Here is a 772-nt window from a genome sequence, read left to right on the forward strand (position 1 = left end):
GATCAGTGGCTCTTAATGATCTCTATTACCTTCCTGAACGTTTTCCCGGCATTTATCCGTGGTGGCGTAACTATCTATTATGCGACTTATGTCATGAAGGCGTCTGTCGGATTTATTACCTTCTTTATGGCGCTGGGTGTAGCCTGTAATATGCTGGGTAGTGTGCTTGCCAAACCGCTTACCGATCGCTTTGATAAGCTGGCGCTGTTCCGCATTATTAATATTATTCTCGGCATTCTGTCATTTGCGCTGTGGTTTATCGATCCGCAATCGTTGACCCCGCTGATGGCGCTATTTATCGTAATTAACGTTCTGCATTTAATTCAATCTGGCCCCATTCTGTGGGCGATGATGTCCGATGTCGATGACTACGGTGACTGGAAGTTCGGTAAGCGCCTGACCGGTATCTCTTTCGCGGGTAACCTTTTTATGCTCAAAATGGGGCTGGCGGTGGCTGGGGCAATCGTCGCCTGGATTCTGGCGTTTACCGGTTATGTCGCGAATGAGCCTCAGCAAAATAGTAAGACCATTCAAGGCATTATCATGATGTTCTCACTGTTGCCGATGGTGAGTTATTTCATCAGCGCGTATCTGGTGCGCTACTTCAAGCTGAATAACGCGTTCCTTGAAAAAATTAAAGCCGATCTTGCAAAACGTGAACTGGAAAAAGGACGTGGTTAATAGGTAGGGGGGTAGGGCATCAGTATTATTTATCATTCAATATCAGTCTTAATCAAATTAGAATATTTAAGTGATTTTCTGTTCATATCAG

At 44.8% G+C, this 772-nt stretch carries 1 protein-coding gene; it reads left to right on the plus strand.

Annotated elements, in window-relative coordinates; genetic code table 11:
* The coding region (locus tag CWM53_RS23005) for an MFS transporter (RefSeq protein WP_206062633.1) at positions 1-681 on the plus strand (681 nt) is incomplete at its 5' end.
* Positions 682-772: the final 91 nt, after the last annotated feature.

The organism is Klebsiella sp. A-Nf5 (assembly GCF_002810545.1).
GTDB lineage: Bacteria > Pseudomonadota > Gammaproteobacteria > Enterobacterales > Enterobacteriaceae > Klebsiella > Klebsiella variicola.